Source organism: Paenibacillus sp. DMB20 (genome assembly GCF_000987955.1).
Lineage (GTDB): Bacteria > Bacillota > Bacilli > Paenibacillales > Paenibacillaceae > Paenibacillus_AQ.
Window position 1 is genome coordinate 13,513 of sequence record NZ_LAZU01000042.1, and the last position, 17,426, is coordinate 30,938.

At 47.5% G+C, this 17,426-nt stretch carries 10 protein-coding genes and 1 pseudogene; all 11 read left to right on the forward strand.

Annotated elements, in window-relative coordinates:
- Nucleotides 1–65 precede the first annotated feature (65 nt).
- Nucleotides 66–3,950, forward strand: a complete 3,885-nt coding sequence (locus XI25_RS25260; RefSeq protein ID WP_046680786.1) for an S-layer homology domain-containing protein — start codon at nucleotides 66–68, stop codon at nucleotides 3,948–3,950.
- Between the two features lie 164 nt (nucleotides 3,951–4,114).
- Complete coding sequence (locus tag XI25_RS25265; protein WP_046680787.1) at nucleotides 4,115–4,459, forward strand: hypothetical protein; 345 nt, start codon at nucleotides 4,115–4,117, stop codon at nucleotides 4,457–4,459.
- A gap of 393 nt (nucleotides 4,460–4,852) precedes the next feature.
- Nucleotides 4,853–8,068: an S-layer homology domain-containing protein gene (locus XI25_RS31670; RefSeq protein ID WP_052759769.1), complete on the forward strand. Its 3,216-nt coding sequence runs from the start codon at nucleotides 4,853–4,855 to the stop codon at nucleotides 8,066–8,068.
- A gap of 191 nt (nucleotides 8,069–8,259) precedes the next feature.
- Complete coding sequence (locus XI25_RS25275; RefSeq protein WP_046680788.1) at nucleotides 8,260–8,760, forward strand: hypothetical protein; 501 nt, start codon at nucleotides 8,260–8,262, stop codon at nucleotides 8,758–8,760.
- Between the two features lie 107 nt (nucleotides 8,761–8,867).
- A complete protein-coding gene (locus tag XI25_RS25280) occupies nucleotides 8,868–9,164 on the forward strand; it encodes an alpha/beta-type small acid-soluble spore protein (RefSeq protein ID WP_046680789.1) in 297 nt (98 codons plus the stop codon).
- 331 nt (nucleotides 9,165–9,495) lie between these two features.
- Entirely contained in the window at nucleotides 9,496–10,698 is a 1,203-nt protein-coding gene (gene metK / locus XI25_RS25285; protein ID WP_046680790.1) for a methionine adenosyltransferase, read from the forward strand.
- 474 nt (nucleotides 10,699–11,172) lie between these two features.
- Nucleotides 11,173–13,875: a stalk domain-containing protein gene (locus tag XI25_RS25290; protein WP_046680791.1), complete on the forward strand. Its 2,703-nt coding sequence runs from the start codon at nucleotides 11,173–11,175 to the stop codon at nucleotides 13,873–13,875.
- Between the two features lie 45 nt (nucleotides 13,876–13,920).
- Complete coding sequence (locus XI25_RS25295) at nucleotides 13,921–15,075, forward strand: sensor histidine kinase (protein ID WP_046680792.1); 1,155 nt, start codon at nucleotides 13,921–13,923, stop codon at nucleotides 15,073–15,075.
- 4 nt (nucleotides 15,076–15,079) lie between these two features.
- Nucleotides 15,080–15,802 carry a response regulator gene (locus XI25_RS25300; RefSeq protein WP_046680793.1) on the forward strand — a complete coding sequence of 241 codons (723 nt, stop codon included), beginning with the start codon at nucleotides 15,080–15,082 and terminating at the stop codon, nucleotides 15,800–15,802.
- A gap of 449 nt (nucleotides 15,803–16,251) precedes the next feature.
- Nucleotides 16,252–16,680 carry a hypothetical protein gene (locus XI25_RS25305; protein WP_046680794.1) on the forward strand — a complete coding sequence of 143 codons (429 nt, stop codon included), beginning with the start codon at nucleotides 16,252–16,254 and terminating at the stop codon, nucleotides 16,678–16,680.
- Between the two features lie 186 nt (nucleotides 16,681–16,866).
- Nucleotides 16,867–17,426, forward strand: a pseudogene (locus XI25_RS25310) (hypothetical protein); the annotation flags it as partial.

Consider the following 17,426-nt stretch of genomic DNA (forward strand, 5'->3'; position numbering starts at 1 on the left):
CTAAATAATGGGGGGAGAGGTGCCGATATAAAAGTTATCTGACTTTACAGAGGAGAGATGATTTAATGCAGCGTAAGAGGAAGCCGATTATTTGGCTGATGATGGTGGCGCTGGTCGTATCGCTAATACCGGCAGGGCTTACGCCAGTCACATCGGCGGCGGACAAGCCCACTAGTTTCTTTACTCCGGATATTTCCGCTCTGCGAAACACGGTTGACTTAACACTGACGCCTGGGGGCAATCAGATAGACAGAAGTAAAGTATACAAAGTAACGGAAGCCCAACAGACCATTACCGGGACGTACACGATGGTAACCGGTTCTACGCTGGGTGCGAACATCCAACTGCTGAACTGGGATCAAAACGCCAATCGGTGGGTTGAAGACCCGGCCCGTATCGCTCCGGCCGTGGTTACGCTCGACACGGACAGACCCGACCAGCGTTTCCAAGCAAACGTGACCCTTTTTCCGGGCATGAACAAGATTACGTTTACGGGTCAGCAGGGACAGGTCGAACGCTCCGAGACGTTCTATGTTCTGTTTGATCAAGTTCCCTTTGTAGAGAAGCTTCAGGTGCTCGGCGGTTCGGATAACCTGGATTTGAACGAAGGGGCTCAGATTGTCGTGAATCGGCAGGAAATCACCCTTCAAGGCAAGGCCATGAACGCAACAAGGGTGACGGTATCGATCAATAACGGTCAGGATCTCTCCACATCCCTGCTTCAGGACGGCAGCTTCTTCTCGCCGCAGCTTAAGCTGAACCCGGGTGTGAACAGTCTTAAGCTGGTCGTGCAAAATGGTTCGGATACCCTCACATTCAACTACTCTTTATTTTACTACGACGAGAAAAATCCGATCGTGAAACTCGACCTGGTGGACTCCAGCAACAATGCCCAAAGCTTGCTTGGCGTACAGCCGGTCTTTACCGAGGATACGGACAGAGCCAAGGTTCACGTACAGATGCTGGTTCCTCAGGATAAAGGAAACAATACGAAGTTCAGCGAAAGCGCCGAGATTCTGGTCAATGATGCCAAGGTGACCCCTTTGTTCACGGAAGAAACTTTTATTCCGAGCGTTAAGGATAACACGCCGTCTTACTGGCTGGTGTCTTTTGACATCAACAGTTTGAATTTTAACAAGGACACGAACGGCGCGGTTCTGGTCGATCAGAAACATACCTTGGCCATAACCTTCGGAACCAAGACGGTCAACAAACGGATGGACTTTCAATACATGAAAGGACAGACGGTCATTACCGATTTAAAATATCTCAAAGGATTTAATGGCACCGACATCAACAACCTTCCTTCAGGCGAGGCACTGAACGGAGCGAAGGTGGATGCGGGCGATTTCTATATTTTGGTTACTACGAACGGAAGACCTGCGGATCCACAGAACGGTTTGATCGCGAACTATCTTCCGCTCGGAACAAGCCCGATCAAAATCGAATACGTCGGTTCCAAATCCGATACCAGCCATGTTTACAAAGTCGTTGGGCTGAAGAACGGCAACCAGACGGTACGTTTCAACTACAACGGTTCTTCGGCATATAAGGACGCAACGATTTCTTTTGCATCCAAAAACTACATTTATGTCGAGAATCTGACCGATGGGCAGACGTACAAAATTGATTCTGGAAATCGCAACTCGCTGGCCGTGAAAGGGAAATACATCGACTTTCAGGATACGATCAACAGCAGTTACTTCCTCGCCGAAGTTTTCGTTAACGGTAAAAAAGAAAAATCGACGAACGCTTCGGAAAATCTTGATCCTGCATGGCTCAATAAATCCACCGGGGAATTCAATATTAATCTGAATATCTCATTAAAAGACGGACCGTTGGTTTTCGGCGAGAACAAGATTATTTTGACCGGTACGGGCAAGGACGACAAGGGCCAAGCTCGCGAGATCAAAAAAGAATTGAGAATCTACATTGTAGATAACAATGTTTCTACGGTTATGAATTTCCAGCCGGCCGTGGGCAAAAATCGTCCGAACTTTCCGCCAAAAGACTACAATTCGGATGATCCGCAGCTGAAACAGATTTTCAATTTGACGCCTGAGTTTACTTATACCGATAACAAGTATACGACAAGCTTGAATACTTATGATTTGATTCTGCGAGGCAGCGGAGCCGTTAAGCTGAACCTGAACATGGGGACACAGAATATCCTGTCTGCCGATTTGCCGGTGAACTCGACCGACAATGTAACGGTCACATTTGCCGATCCGAATAAGAGATATTCATATGATTTTGCGGGAACCCAGAAAGACTTTATCATGCGTGTTCAAGATCTCGCTGCCGCAGCGCCGGGTACCTATGTGTACACCCTGGAATTGATCAATGAGACCGGGGCGAAAACAACCCAGAAGCTGGAACTGGTTCGCGAGGTAGGCGCATATCGGATTCTTTCGCCTCAACCTACGGTAGCCAAGCAAATCGTGGTCAATAAAAACTTTGTTCACTTCGACATTGAAGCGGAGGGAGCAACCGAGGTAACCATCGGCAAGGATAAGGCCGTGAAACGCACGGACTTGGGACCACACCGTTTTGTGTATGATTACGTGGGACTGAAACAGGATAAATCCAACAAGATTAAAATCACCATCGATCGGGCCGGTACAAAGGTTAATGATACCATTGAAATCTTTTATACCGGCACGGTAGGCGTGGATGCGCAATTTATGGTTCCAAAGGTAGCCACGAAGTATACGGCCTTCAATAAGGAACTGCAGCTGAGTTTTCCTAAAGGAACGGTTATGCAGAGCACGAATTCAAAAGGCATCGCCACATACTACCCGGATACCAAACTCCTGTTTGGGATTGCGGATCCGATAACGGGCATCGTTGAGCGCCGGAATGATTACGGCAACATCATCGGGTTTCCCGGAACAGGGGAGAATAGCGGCATTCCGCCATGGAGCATACCGGATGAATACTTGCTGAACTTTGGTTCGACGGCTCAATCCAACAACTTTGGACGCGTCTCCCAGGTATTCTGGATTAGCGGAGGACTTGGAGAGGGCGGCGATAAAGGATCAGCAAATTATGCGCCTCCTACAAACGGATTGACGCCTTACTCGGTGGAAGGGCTGTTCGGCGATCCGCAGACGCCGGCAGAACGGAAAATAACTCCATCGAAACGCGGATCCTTGACTTTATCGTTCGATCCTAATGTGGTAGATGAAGCGGGTTCAACCGTAACCGTTTATCGCTATACGGCAAAACGCCAATGGGAAAACATCGGCGGAGAAGTGGACATGAAGGGCCATACCGTAACCGTACCGTTTGACGAGTTCGGCTATTATAAAGTGATGAAATTAAGCCGCAGTTATAAGGATATAACCAATCACAACTGGGCACGCAACATTTTAAACGGTTTATATTCTAAAGGATTTATGAACAATTTGCGTTTCGAGCAGTTCGGTACGGACGATCAAACGACCAGAGGGGAATTTGCGACCCTGCTCGTTAAAGGACTTAGTCTTCCTATAAACTCGGACAGCAATCGGACGTTTGTCGATCTTGTGCCGGGCGCGCATTCCGCAACTTGGGATTACGACAGCATCGAGACAGCCGCAAGAGCAGGCATTGTGACAGGTCTGACGGATGGGGTGTTTGGTCCGGATCAGCCGCTGACGCGAGAACAAGCCGCAGTGATGATTGCCCGCGCGCTGAAGCTGAAGCTGCCTAAGAATGATGCCAAGCTGGAGGCTTCATTAGCCAAGGCATTTGTGGATTCCGGCAAAATGGAGAAATATGCCGGCCCATCTGTAATGGCCGTGTACAAAGCCAAGATCATGGAGGGCGCCGCGTTCACGCAGCCGGGTCAAAAGAAACCGCAGTACAACTTCAACCCGAAAGGCAACCTGACCCGTGCGGAAGCAGGCAAAATCGCGGTTGAATTGCTGAAGAAAAGCACGAGCGTCTTCCCTAAGAACTTGAGCTAGAGTCATTGGTTTAGACAGACCGTCCAATCTTTGATTGGGCGGTTTTTTGTTCACATCATTTTATGACAGAAATCTATTTCCATTTACAATTCTTTGTAATTTGATGTAGAATGCGCTACAATAACGAAAGCACATACTATTTTTTAGAGGGTGAAGAGGAAATTATGAAGCCGATTTTATCAAAAGCGCAATTGGATTATATGAAAGCAAAGAATAAGTTTGAAGATAAAGCAAAAATAATGGAGGCAAAGATTGAGGAGGCTCGCACCAAAGTACCCGAGGTTACTCAAGAGATCATGGAAGGACTCGTTCTTGAAACGGGATTTCATGATGCGTTCAACGAGCTGACGGTGGCCGAGAACGCTTTGATTCAGTGGTCGCATGTGACGATTAAGCATGAGAAAACCTACCGCGACAACAAAGCCGAAATTGAAATGATGTACGAGAGATTGAATCAGGATCCACAAATGCGCGCCCGCATTATTCAGCTGGCCATGAAGATTCGATAAGTTTGACGAGAAGACAGAGACGCCGAAAAGGCGTCTTTTTTTTGTTTTCCCGCCCGCAAAACGGCGTTGTTAGCTTCAATTTAAGGCGGGTTTCCAAGTTTTTTTAAAAAAAAATCAAAAAAAACTTGGAAACCTCCGCAACTTTTTCCGATCCCAAACGTTTAAGATGTAGAACACAATGCAGAAGCCAATATGTGCCGATTGAAGAAACTTGTCTATAAATTAGAAAAATATGCTTTACGGTACAGGGGACTCATTGTATAATACCTAGGTAGGATTATAGGAATCTACTCTAGTTTGTAGTGTTCTAATCGTTTACCGGTTTCTGTGATACCCGTCACAGACATCATTTATATGATCTCTGCTCAACTCGGGAAAGGGGGTGTACGGCTAATGAGTAATAAGAGCTATCATTCTAAAGACAATAATCAAGTGATGATTCAAGGAGGAGACAAAAAGGTTATGAAGAAAATTTTATCCGTAGCACTGTCTACAGCAATGGCATTCTCTATGTTTGCTTCTGTTGCATTCGGTGACGACGCACTCAACACTCAACAGAAATTTGATGTACTGAAAGAAAAAGGGATCTTCACTGGTTACCCAGATGGAACTGCTGGCCTGGACAAAGATATGACTCGCGGTGAGTTCGCAAAAGTTCTGGTAGGCCTCATGGGTCTTCAACCAATCGAAGGCAAAGCATCTTTCAAAGACAAAAACTACAAAGCTGGTAAATGGCCGGCTCCTTACGTAGAGGCAGTATACGCTGCTGGTCTGATGGAAGGCAAAAACACAACGAAAATGATTTTCGACTTCAACGGTAAAATCACCGTTCAAGAAATGGCGAAAATCCTCGTTACTGCTCAAAAACTTGAAATCCCAACAACAACTGACAACAACGCTTCCGATTGGGCTAAAGGTTATGTTCAAGCAGCAATCAACGCTGGTCTCGTAGATGCCAAAGCTAACCCTAAGGCTAACGCTTCCAGATCGCAATTGGTTGAAGTTGCTTACTCCATCTTCCTTGCTCAACAAAAACCAAAAGTGGTTTCCTACGAAGTTAAAGACGAAGGTAAAACAGTTGAATTCAAACTGGCTAACAATGAGGTTGTAAAAGTAGACCTTTCTGCTACCCCATTGAAAGCTAACGTTGCGACTGACGTGAAATTCAAACACAACAACTACGAGTACACTCACAGCGTAACTTGGGTTGTTGAGTCCGCAACTAAAGTTCAATCCGCAACTTCGACTAACCTGAAAGAAGTTGACGTTGTATTTGACGGCAAAGTTGACAAAGCGTCCGCTACCGACAAAAACAACTATGTCATCGACAATAACTCTAAAGGAATCAAATCCATTACTGTTTTGGAAGATGGCAAAACTGCACGTCTCCTGCTGAACGAATCCAGCAAATTCGTGCAAGGAACAACATACAAAATTGTTGTGAAAAATGTTAAAGGCGACAAAGGCGCTACAATCCCGCAAGGCGAAGTGTCCTTCACATCGTCCGACAACACGCTGCCAACAGTAACTGAAGTGAAAGCTCTTGGAACAAAAGTTATCAAGGTGACTTTCTCCGAGCCTGTTATCTCTCCAACCAGCAGCAACTTCCAACTGGATGACAAAGCGTTTACTGGTTCTGTATCGCAAGGTGCGAACCAAAGAGAAGTCATCCTGAAAGACTACACAGGTGGAATCTCTGTCGGCGCTCATAAACTGACAACTTCCTTGGTTGAAGATTATGCAGGACTGAAATCTTTGGCTGACACCAAAGAATTCACGGTTGCTGTTGATACTGAGGGACCAAAAGTTACTGAAATCTCCGCTACGCTGGAAAAAGTAACTGTAACCTTCAATGAAGAAATCGATCCGGCTACTGTAACGGAAGATAGCTTCTATTGGAAGTCCGGCGACAGCAAGAAAAAAGGTAAAGCAACTCAAATCGCTGCAAACGTATATGAAGTAGACTTCTCTGCTAACCGTCTGCCAGGATATGAAACTAACCTGTTCATTGAAGTTAAAGACTACTCCGGCAACGCGAACCCTGTGAAAGAACATAAAGTTACAGCAAGCATCGATCTGGTTCAACCTCGTGTAATTGAAACTACATTTGGTAATGACAGAGCAAACAACCTTACAGTTCGTTTTGACAAAGCTGTAGATGCTGCTGACAAAAAGTACTTCACAGTTAAAAAGGGTAGCGACGTTATTCCTGTGAACAATGTAGTGGCTGCCGATGCATCCAACAAAATCTTCTACGTTAGCTTCTTCACTAATCTTGAAGGTACTTATGACTTGAAGATTAAAGACGTAAAAGATAGAACTGCATTGCAAAACACTATGGTTGAGTACGATGGTACATTCGTAGCGGCTGATGTCAATAACCCTAATATTTCGAATGTTGATTATAACGAATCAAATCGTAAAGTTGCCCTGCACTTCGGAAAAGAGATGGATATTGCGTCTCTTCAAAACAAAGGCAACTACTACATTGATTTCCAAAAGAATGGTGCTACCGCACAAAAAGTTGCCATTCCAGGCGAAGTTACTGTTAGTGTCGTAAACGGTGCGAAATCCGTAGTTCTTCAGTTCCCAGAATTCATTAACGGAACCAAAGTCACATTTGGTCCAAGCGGATCTGTTAAAGCAGTATATGCAATCGGTCTTAAATCCAAAACAGGTCAAGCGGTTTCCTGGGATGGCAAACCTTTGGGCACTGCGGTTGAGAACCAACTGAAATGGACTGAGGCTAAACAAAAAGACGCAAAAACTTTTGAACTTACATTCAATCAAGTAATTGCTAATGCTAGCCAAAGTGATTTCTTGGTCAACGGTACTTATCCTACTAATGTAACCATTGATGGAGCCAAAGTGACTTTGAAAACTGGCACCGAGTATACTGGTGGAAACATTACTGTGTTCGCTGGCAACAACATCGAGACATATGCTAACAACAGACTTAACTTGTCCGGAGATGCAGTAATGCCAGTTTACAACACTGTAGCACCTAGAGTGCTTAAAGTTTCTTCCGTTAGAGATTCTAACAATGCATTTACAGTTACTTTCTCAACTTATGTTGACCCAGTAAATGGCCATGCTTCTGACTTGAAAAACGACTTTATTCTGAGAAATCTTGGAGAAACAAATAATCCAATCATTCCTGTAACGGATTATGAAACTTCACAAACTCCAGATGGCGAAGTAGTGATTACAGTTAAGAATGATAAAGCACTCGATAAGCCAATCTCAGTTAAAGTTCGTAAAGATGCGCAATATATTGTTGCAAGAGGTACAACTGTAAAAGCTAATGAATCCGACGAATTTAATGTTGCTCCACCTTCTGTAGTAGTTACTAATCCAGTTAAAATTACTTCTGCCACATTGAATGCAGGTAAAGTAACTGTTCAACTGGACAAAGCCGTAGATTCTATTGTTAACAATGAAGTTGTAATTGGCACTTCAAATGGAACAAAACCTTATGCTGCAGTATTGGATGCAAATAAAACTTTGTTTACAGTTGAAGTTGGTACCGAAAATGTTGTTAATGGTAAACTGACTGTAAAACTTACTCAAAGCGGTAAACAAGTTGAGGTTAGTGAATTCATTAAGTAACAACCTAATAAGGCCTAATAGATGTTAGGCTTTGACACACCGGAGAACATCATGTTCTCCGGTGTTGTTTTTTTTATAATTCTCCAACTACAGAAAAACAATTCATTGTCTCATCCAAAGCAGGGTTGTCCCGTCCTGCTTTTTTCTTTATAGTTGAATAGTATAGATTACCTTAGGAGGAACTGATTACAATGAAATCTTATGTGAAGGTTGCTTTGGCGACGGTGATGATCGGGGCTGGCGTATGGATTGGCGCCGTTTACAGCAACACTGCCGTTGGGTCGGGGACATCGCAGCCCGGAACCGCCGATGATCCTGTTGTAACCAAAAGTTATGTAGATCAACAAATTCAAAAGGCCTTGGGAGGTGGAGGTTCAACAACACCAGCAAAGCCAGCAGAGCCTGCCCCAAGTGCAGTAGAAGAAGTAAAGGTGGTAAACCTCAAGCCTGGGAAGATTTTGTTCGCAAAGGCCGGTACGGAATTTATTGTTCGTTCCGGTAAAGCAGTCATTTATACGGAAAGCAAAGACGGCGTAGCCGATCTTACCGATGGCGTGGACCTCGTGAATGGACAAGCCGCTCCAACCAACCACCTGCTTTCATTCCCTAGAGACGGACGCGGTATTACCGTTAAAGAAGGAATTGAAAGTGGACTTGTCGTCATGGTACGCGGAGGATATCAGATCAAGTAATGCTATCTTAAATTATTGCCAGATGTGACAACGTTTTATACGCGTAAGCTCCATTGTCAAAGCAGATAATACTCCTGTATAAAAATCTTTGCAGGAGGTGTATCAATATGGCAAATAACAAACGCAACAATCGACAGGTTGTACCGGAAAGCCGGCAAATGCTGAATCAAATGAAATATGAAATCGCCACAGAGTTTGGCTTGAATGTCGGTTACGGCAGCAGTTCCAACGGGGCAGACACGGAGTTCGGTTCCGAACTGGGTTCTTTTGGTGGCGGATCGTCATCACGGCGTCCAGGCTGGGGACATTTGACCTCGCGTGAAAATGGCTCTGTAGGCGGCGAAATTACGAAGCGGTTGGTTCGGCAAGCGGAACAAAGCATGTACAGCCAACTCCAGTTGTAGTATTAGCTATTTCATACCCTTATATCACAGCGTTATTATCCATGGTTTCATACAAACATGTAAGTTACCGAAAATCCTTGAAAAACTGCTTGGCTGTTGGATTGACACCACGTACCAAATACGTTAATATGCATGTTGAGGATTGTACATCAAACCTTTTCCACTCGGAAAAGGTTCATTTTTTGTGTAGGATCTCTTTTGAAAAATATAAGGGAGTATAATTTTCTTTATACTTGGCTTATATTACCGGCATAAGGCGCGACCGTTCTTTATATAGCGGACTCGGCGATTTTGCTGGTATAACATACTATCCATATGGGAGGTTGATCTCATGTCTGTAAAAGGGCGACGTTTATTTACATCTGAGTCCGTAACCGAAGGACATCCGGATAAAATCTGCGATCAGATTTCCGACGCGGTACTCGACGCTTTTTTGGCCAACGATCCCAACGCGCGCGTTGCATGCGAGGTATCCGTAGCTACCGGTCTGGTTTTGGTCATTGGTGAAATCAGCACAAAATCCGAATACGTGGACATTCCGTCCATCGTACGCAATACCGTGAAAGAAATCGGGTATACCCGTGCCAAATACGGTTTTGACTCCAACACCTGTGCAGTACTGACCTCGCTTAACGAGCAGTCCGCTGATATCGCGCAAGGGGTAAACGCTGCTCTGGAGAATCGTGACCCTTCCCAAGTGGATAAGGAAACGGAAAACATCGGTGCCGGCGACCAAGGCCTGATGTTTGGTTTTGCCACCAATGAAACGCCTGAACTTATGCCGTTGCCGATCGCGCTATCTCACCGCATTGCACGCCGCTTGTCGGAAGTGCGCAAAGACGGTACCCTGAACTATCTCCGTCCGGACGGCAAAACACAGGTTACGATAGAATATGACGGGGACAAGCCGGTTCGCGTGGATACCATCGTCGTTTCGACACAACATGCCGAAGAGACAACGCTTGAGCAAATTCAAAAAGACATCAAAGAAAAAGTCATTCTTCCTGTCGTTCCTGCTGAACTGCTGGACGCGGAAACCAAATATTTTATTAACCCGACAGGCCGTTTTGTTATCGGCGGACCTCAAGGCGATGCCGGTCTGACTGGACGTAAAATCATCGTTGACACCTACGGCGGCTATGCCCGTCATGGCGGCGGCGCATTCTCCGGCAAGGATCCGACAAAAGTGGATCGTTCTGCGGCATATGCAGCCCGTTACGTGGCTAAAAACCTAGTTGCGGCTGGTCTTGCCGACAAATGCGAAATTCAGCTTGCCTACGCCATTGGCGTGGCTAACCCGGTATCCATCAGCGTAGACACTTACGGAACCGGAAAAGTCAGCGAAGAGACGCTCGTTGAACTCGTTCGCAACAACTTCGACCTTCGTCCTGCCGGTATTATCCGTATGCTGGATCTTCGCCGTCCAATCTACAAGCAGACTGCTGCTTATGGACATTTTGGACGTACCGATCTGGATCTTCCATGGGAGCGCGTGGACAAGGCGGATGCGTTGAAAGAGCAGGCCGGTATCTAATCAGGCCTCACGCTAAATCCAACCAAAAATAACAAAAATTATTCCAAGCCAATATCCTTTTCAGGATATTGGCTTTTTTAAGAGATAAGAAAGTATAAACAACAGAGGTTTGCCATCCTTATCTCGCAAGAAACAACTTCCACTATATGCGGTCTGTTCTCTGAGAAAGTACCTCGATAGACGTTTTTTTTATGTCGAGGAATAATTAACTTTCTGAATTTTGTCTCCAAACAAGCAGCAAAAACTTCCCGGTAAAACCAGTCTGTCCATCTAATAAATGAATCTATTACCGTTATTGTTAAAATATGAAGATTAGAGTCCACAACATTTGCTAGAAAATAAACGCGAGTTTAGTAGTTTGTTGGACTTTTTTTCGTAACTTTTCCTTCTGTTTTAAGTCTATTAAATAGAGACTTAAAATCGTTCAGCGATAGATTTGAGCCTGAACAAAATAGATGGGAGAGTTACGATTACATGATAGGTAAGCAAGAGTCAAATCGTTCGAGAAAGAGTCAAACGGGGAAAAAATGGTTTATTATCACGCTTGCAGGCGTCATTTGGGTCGGTCCGGTGCTGGGGAATGGAATTCCTCTGCTGCCTGGGCCTGTTTCTTCTTCGGTGGTTGAGGCTGCGGCGGCTTCGTCGGTCACCAAACTGGGAGAAGAAATTATTACGTCCGGTGCCGTTTTGATGAAATATCAATATGTTACTGGAAGCCAAAAGTCGCTTGCCAATGTGATTCAAGTGGATCTCAGCAACAAAAACGTCAAGCTGGATGTCATGACCGGCAAAGACGGTCTATTTACGACCAGACAGAGCACGGGCGGCATGGCCAAAGAAAACGGGGCCGTGGCGGCGATTAACGGGGACTTTTTTAACACGGGAGCACAAGGCGCACCTATGGGCGGCCAGGTGTCGGAGGGGCAGTTAATGTCTACGCCGTCCAAATTAAAGGGAATGTATGCCTTTGCCGTAACCAAAAGCGGGACCCCGATGGTCGATGAGTTTACATTCTCGGGCAGCATCCGGGCCGAAAATGGAGAGTCCTTTCCGCTGGCAGGCATGAATAAATCCTCTTACAGACCGGAAGACGGCTCCTCGAACTTTAGCCATCAGAATGCGGCGTATATATATACAAGTGCGTGGAAAGCGGTGGAGCGTCCGTCAAATAGCTCTACGACGCCGACAGAGGTTATGGTAACCGATGGAGTGATTACAAAAATATCGGAAGCCGGGGGATTGCAGACCCCGATTCCGGAAGGAAGCTTTATTTTGCGAACCCATGGCACGGCTGCCAATTTCGTGAAAAACAACCTCGCGGTTGGGCAGCGTTTAACGGCTGATTATTCCTTGGTTTCCAAACATACCGGAAAACAAATGGACCCGGAATCGCTTCAAGTGATGATAGGCGGCCATACGATTTTGGTAAATGACGGAAAAGCGTCGTCCTTCTCAAGGGATGTCAGCAGCATCGGCGGCTACCGGGCGCGTACGGCCGTTGGATACTCCAAGGATCAACGGTATGCATACTTGATTGCAACGGAAAAACATAGCGGCAGCGCGGGAATGTCGCTTGGACAGCTGCAGGACTTTATGGTCAAAATCGGCGTTTATAAAGGCCTGAATTTGGACGGCGGAGGCTCCACGACCATGGTGAACCGTCCGCTTGCAGAAACCAACACGGTGCTGACGTTCAACACGGAATACGGATCGGCGCAGCGAAGCGTCGTTAACTCGTTGGGCGTGTTTTCAACCGCGCCTGAAGGGTCTCTAAAGGGCTTTAAAGTGAGCGGAGATACCATGCTCCTTATCGGGCAAACGGGTTCTTATCAACTGAAGGGCTATGACACGTATTATAACCCGGTCGATATGCAGACCGTAAATCCGACTTGGAAGCCCAGCAACGGAAATGTAAAGGTCAGCGGAGGGAGCGTGACAGCGGTAGCTCCGGGAACAACCACGCTTACGGCTGTTAGCGGCAGCGCTAAAGCCACCGTGAAGGTACAGGTTCTTGGCGGCAGCGATATCGCCTCGCTGAAACCGGGAACAGCCACGGCTCCGCTGCAAGCAGGCACAAGCGTTTCCGTGCCGGTTACGGCCGTATTGAACAACGGACAGAGTCTCACGGTGCCGGACAGCGCGTTGAAGTGGGAATTCGTCGGGTTTCAAGGAAAAGTCAATGACGGCCGTTTGACGGTATCATCGGTGGATGCAAACGCCAAAGTAGGCTATGCCATTGCCCGTTACGACGGTTTCAGCACGGCGGTTGTTCTCTCCACGGCGGGAGAAAGCACGTGGGAGGATTTTGAAAACGTGAACTACCCGGTTAGCTTTACGACGAACGTTTCCGGGGTGACCGGCAAAGCAGCGATCGTGAAAGGAAACGACACGCATGCAAATTCCAATGTTTTGAAATTGGATTACGATATGAACGGCGGAATCGGGCAAAAAATGTACGCCTACGCCCAATTTAACGGTTCCACCGGAAAAAGCATTCCCGCAGCCGCGACGGCCATGTCGCTTGACGTGGACGGGGATCATAGTCTAAACTGGCTCCGCGCGGAGTTGAAAGACAACAACGGAAAAACCGTGTACGTGGATCTGGCGAAAGTGATCGACTGGAAAGGCTGGAAAACGCTGAACGTCGATCTCAGCCAATATAACATCGCTTTCCCGGCGCAGCTGAAGCGGATGTATGTGGTGAACGTGGAGGAAGGACAGGATGAACGGGCTTTGACCGGTTCGGTGTCTTTTGACAATATCCGTTTTACGATGCCGGCTCTTTCCAGCGATGCGGGACTGCCGACAGGCACGGCACTGATGGCGATCGGCCAGAAGTCGATGACGGTGAACGGCAATAAGGTAGCGATCGATTCGGCACCTCTTTTGAAAAACGGAACCACTTACGTGCCGATCAAGTACGTGCTTGATGCCTTCGGAGGCCAGGCCGCTTGGAAAGGCGCAGCCCAACGGGTAACCGTACTGCGCGGAAGCAAGGTGATGGATCTCACCGTCGGCAAGAAAGAATTCGTGCTCAACGGCAAAAGGGTTTCGGCTGAGGTTGCACCAATCATCACAGGTAATAGGACTTTAGTCCCTCTTCGGCTTGTATCCGAGCAATTGGGCCTTAATGTAAAATGGGACAAGAAAACGAAGACCGTTACGATCCAATCATGATATGGTATGATGTGTGTATGAAACGTTAGAAATGGAGTAGAGTGCGTGGATTATCAAGCTGATGCCATCGACCGTGTCATAAAGAACGCCATCCAAGTGATGGAGGACAGCAAATACCAGATGTTTGAGATATTGGAGACATCGCGCGACGAGCTCGTATCTCTCAATCAGGAACTGCAGCAGGTATTGAAAGAAACGACGGAAACCTTGGAAAAGGTAGATCAGTTGGAGCTGAACTACCGCCGTTCACGGATCCGGCTGACCGAGGTCAGCCGGGATTTTGTCCGGTATAAGGAAGAGGACATCAAGCAGGCCTATGAGAAAGCTACCCAGCTTCAGCTTGATCTCATGATTTACCGCGAGAAGGAAATGTATCTGAAGGCCCGACGAGACGAACTCCAAAAAAGGGTCCGCAGCGTTGAGAATTCGGTCGATCGCGCAGAGTCCATCGGTTCGCAAATGGGAGTCGTCCTTGAATACTTGTCCGGAGAACTGGGGCAGGTGTCCCGGATTATCGAAACGGCAAAAAACCGCCAGGTTATCGGCTTGAAAATTATTTTGGCACAGGAGGAAGAGCGCAAGCGCATAGCGCGTGAAATCCATGACGGCCCTGCACAGCTGCTCGCGAATCTGGTTCTTAGGACGGAAATTGTAGAAAGAATGCTCGCGAAGCAGGAATTTAAGATGGTACAGGACGAAATAGTAGATTTGAAGGGACAGGTCCGATCCAGCCTTGAAGAAATGCGCAAAGTTATTTTTAACTTACGACCAATGGCCCTCGATGATTTGGGACTGATTCCCACTCTCCGTAAATACGTGCATGATTTTGAAGAAAAAACCAAGATCCGTACGTTGTTCGAAACGCGGGGCAAAGAGCATCGTCTCTCATCTGCGATGGAGGCGGCCATCTACCGGCTGGTGCAGGAAGCACTTACGAATGCATCCAAACATGCTTACCCGACTTATGTGTTAGTGGAACTTACTTACCAGGCACAAATGGTAAAGATCGTGGTACAAGACAACGGACTAGGATTCAGGGTTGAATTACTGGAACAAAAGAGCAAGGACCACTTTGGGTTGATCGGCATGCGGGAGAGGGTCGAACTGCTCGAAGGGAGAATGGAGATCGAGTCGGCCGAGAACGAAGGGACGAAGATCATCATCCATATCCCGACGAACGTAGAGAAGAGAAAGGAGTAACAGGATGGAAAATTTCGAGAACGAAACCCAGGTCATTAAAGTCCTTTTGGCGGATGACCATCAGCTATTCCGCGAGGGGCTGAAACGTATTTTAAATATGGAGGACGACATTGACGTGATCGGCGAGTGCGGTGACGGCATTCAGGTGCTGGAATTTTGCAATCAGGAAAAGCCGGACATCGTGCTGATGGACATCAACATGCCTACCGAAAACGGCGTGCAGGCTACCGAGAAGCTGCGCGAACTGTTCCCGGAAATCAAAGTCATTATCTTGTCGATTCATGATGATGAGAGCTATGTATTTGAAACCCTCCGTAAGGGAGCAAACGGTTACTTGCTTAAGGACATGGAGGCCGAATCCTTGATCAATGCGATCCGTTCCGTGTATGAAGGTTTTGCTTTCATCCATCCGAAGGTGACGGGCAAACTGATCCAGCAGCTCCGCCGCATGACTTACGTGAATGAAGCGGGTGCCATGGCCGAGGGCAGCTCGCGGGAAGCCGGAGTGAAGTTTGTTGCCGGCGAGAACAACCCGCTGACCCGCCGCGAAGCCGAGGTGCTTCGTCTGATGGCCGAGGGCAAGAGCAACAAGATGATCGGGGAATACCTGTTCATCAGCGAAAAAACCGTAAAGAACCACGTCAGCAGCATTTTGCAAAAGATGGAGGTCGACGACCGTACGCAGGCCGTGATCAACTCCATCAAATACGGCTGGGTGACGCTTTAAGCCGCGGTCCGGGGCACGGACGCCGCTTATGCATGGGAGAGGGATCGCCAGGATGGCGGTTCCTTTTTGGTTTGAGGATTATTGTTGGCATGCGTATCAGTTTCGCTGTCAAGCGATACCGTGGACGTAAAGAGGGGCATGTCCGGCAGGCTGGTTTTCGCAACTCAAATTCTAAGACTGAGGAGCTAATTCAGTGAAAAACAAGTGAGGAGTCTGACAATCCGCTTGGTGAAGGGATCGGGAGGATTTAAATTTTTGTTCAGTATTGGATAGAGATGAGCCTGTTAATTTACAGACGTTGCAAAATCCCGGTGATTCTGTCGTGATAAAGGCTCATCGGACCAAGCCCATGCCGTGACCGGCCTTTATTGTGTGGGCACCGTCTTTGTTCCTGTCACCGCCTTCCCGCCTTCGACATATACTGTCGGTAAGAGAAGGAGGTGAGTCTCATGGTTGACCATTTATTGTGGATCCTGGCCATATACGGGGCTGCAGTCGCATTGGTGCATTGGATGCACGCCAGACGTAAGGTTTCAGGTTCGTGCAAACGGCGCTCCGATGTGCATTATGTGCTCGTTACTTCCAATCATGAGCGGCAGGTGGAATGGTATTTGAGAGCCCTTTCATTGTACGCCCTGCTGAACGGAACCCGGGTGCGGGTAACGGTGCTTGATGACCGTTCGGAGGACCAGACGAAACTCATTGCACAAAAACTATGCCATTTGTCCGGTATTGAGACAACTATTCTTGATCATGGTTCAAGTCCGGATATGGTAAGGGATTTGAACGAGAAAAAGGGTCGGGTGCAGGATGGTTCGTATTTTTATATCGATTTGCGAATTCCGATGGAGGCGGCCCGTATTCCTTATGTTCACTAACTACGCGAGCACGGGGGGATCGGGGAAACAAGCCTCGGGAAATAAATATGCAGTGGCGTGAAGCACACTCCGGCCTTTCAAGGTAAGGAGTGTGCTTTTTTGTCGAATGGACATTAGCAACTAAAGTCCAACTAAAGTCTGTTTGTAAAAGTCGTAATGGAACAAAGACAGGGAGGGGTGTAGCCGATGCAGGCGGCAGTTTATGCAGTCCGAACGCGAAGTGCCTGGCGGGTGGAGGTTTCGCTGGACATGAAGGTGGATGTATGGTGGTGGTTATGCGTGAAACACGGCGGGAATGGCGTATTTGGCAAAATGGATCATGAGGATGAAGGGTGCTTGTTGGCGGACAAGCTGGTGCTGCTGGCGGGCACGCTTCCCCTTGGCTGGGCGGTCGCCGTCCGTGAGGGATATCAGGAAATCCGGGAAATGGATCGCTGGAGGGCAAAAGATTGGGGGAGGTATCTTTATTCGGCCCTGTCTCCCTGCTTGGCCGGCGAACCGGAGGAGGGAAAGGTGGTATGGCTTAAACGGATGGGCGAGGTGACCGTGTTGACACCGGAAAATTTTCAAGGAGCAGCTGAGCTAGAGGTGGCTTATCCATGGCACCGACTGCATGAAGCCGCCCTTCATATGGGCGGGTTGATGGAGGGCCGGGCCCTGCTGGCCGGGGAGGTGGAGAGTTGCTGGAGGAGGCCGGCGCCGACCTGTCCGCCGGCAAGCTTGGCGCGGCCCAGCTTGGCTGCCTG

Excerpts from the sequence above, each read along its gene's own strand:
- XI25_RS25300 (WP_046680793.1), top strand. The coding sequence starts at position 15,080 with ATGGAAAATTTCGAGAACGAAACCCAGGTCATTAAAGTCCTTTTGGCG.
- XI25_RS25280 (WP_046680789.1), top strand. The coding sequence starts at position 8,868 with ATGGCAAATAACAAACGCAACAATCGACAGGTTGTACCGGAAAGCCGG.
- XI25_RS25290 (WP_046680791.1), top strand. The coding sequence starts at position 11,173 with ATGATAGGTAAGCAAGAGTCAAATCGTTCGAGAAAGAGTCAAACGGGG.
- XI25_RS25260 (WP_046680786.1), top strand. The coding sequence starts at position 66 with ATGCAGCGTAAGAGGAAGCCGATTATTTGGCTGATGATGGTGGCGCTG.
- XI25_RS25275 (WP_046680788.1), top strand. The coding sequence starts at position 8,260 with ATGAAATCTTATGTGAAGGTTGCTTTGGCGACGGTGATGATCGGGGCT.
- XI25_RS25305 (WP_046680794.1), top strand. The coding sequence starts at position 16,252 with ATGGTTGACCATTTATTGTGGATCCTGGCCATATACGGGGCTGCAGTC.
- XI25_RS31670 (WP_052759769.1), top strand. The coding sequence starts at position 4,853 with ATGAGTAATAAGAGCTATCATTCTAAAGACAATAATCAAGTGATGATT.
- XI25_RS25265 (WP_046680787.1), top strand. The coding sequence starts at position 4,115 with ATGAAGCCGATTTTATCAAAAGCGCAATTGGATTATATGAAAGCAAAG.
- metK (WP_046680790.1), top strand. The coding sequence starts at position 9,496 with ATGTCTGTAAAAGGGCGACGTTTATTTACATCTGAGTCCGTAACCGAA.